General features: G+C 45.6%; 1 protein-coding gene. It reads right to left on the bottom strand.

Annotation, left to right across the window (positions count from 1 at the left end):
• Positions 1-161 precede the first annotated feature (161 nt).
• A partial coding sequence (gene flgJ, locus R7190_RS28360) for a flagellar assembly peptidoglycan hydrolase FlgJ (protein ID WP_318137990.1) occupies positions 162-638 on the bottom strand: 477 nt, incomplete at its 5' end.

The raw sequence follows: 638 nt of genomic DNA, 5'->3' as shown, positions 1-638 counted from the left end.
ACCTGCCCCCAAAAACGAAATAAGATCGGTAAATACCGATCACCTAGACAAGTAAAAGCAAAAGATGTGCCAAGTGAAATTTAGAGTAGTAAATTCAGGTAAAATAAAGGCTTGCACGATGGCAAGCCTCAATGAATCGCGTACGCGGCAACCCCAAAAGGTTACATACTTTCGATTTTCTGCTTCACTTGCAGAACTTTGTCGGCGTAGGTTGGATCCGTCGCATAACCTGCTCGATGAATACCGCGAATAAAGGATTCAGAATCTCCACGTTGCTGCAATGCCGTCTCGTAACGTGGGTTGTCATTTAAGAAACGGACGTAGTCGTTGAAACTATCTTGATAGTTCGAGTAAGAACGAAACGCTGCCGTCTCTTTCACTGGCGTATTGTCATGAAATTCCAATGTTTGCGTGGTGACGTTGGCACCTTGCCAGCTTCTGTCTGCTTTGATGTTGAACAAGTTGTTTCTGCTACCACGAGCATTTTGCACCACTTTTTGTCCCCAGCCAGTTTCCAGAGCTGCTTGAGCAAGAAGCAATGATGGTTCTACACCCAACGCTTTCGCCGCCTTTTCAGCGTATGGCTTCATGGAGTTCACAAAAGATTCTGCCGAATCAAACTTAGCGGGAGTATGGCT

This window comes from Vibrio sp. 1078-1 (assembly GCF_033340475.1).
Note: the sequence above shows the minus strand (reverse complement) of the source record. Positions and strands in the feature narration are given on the sequence as shown.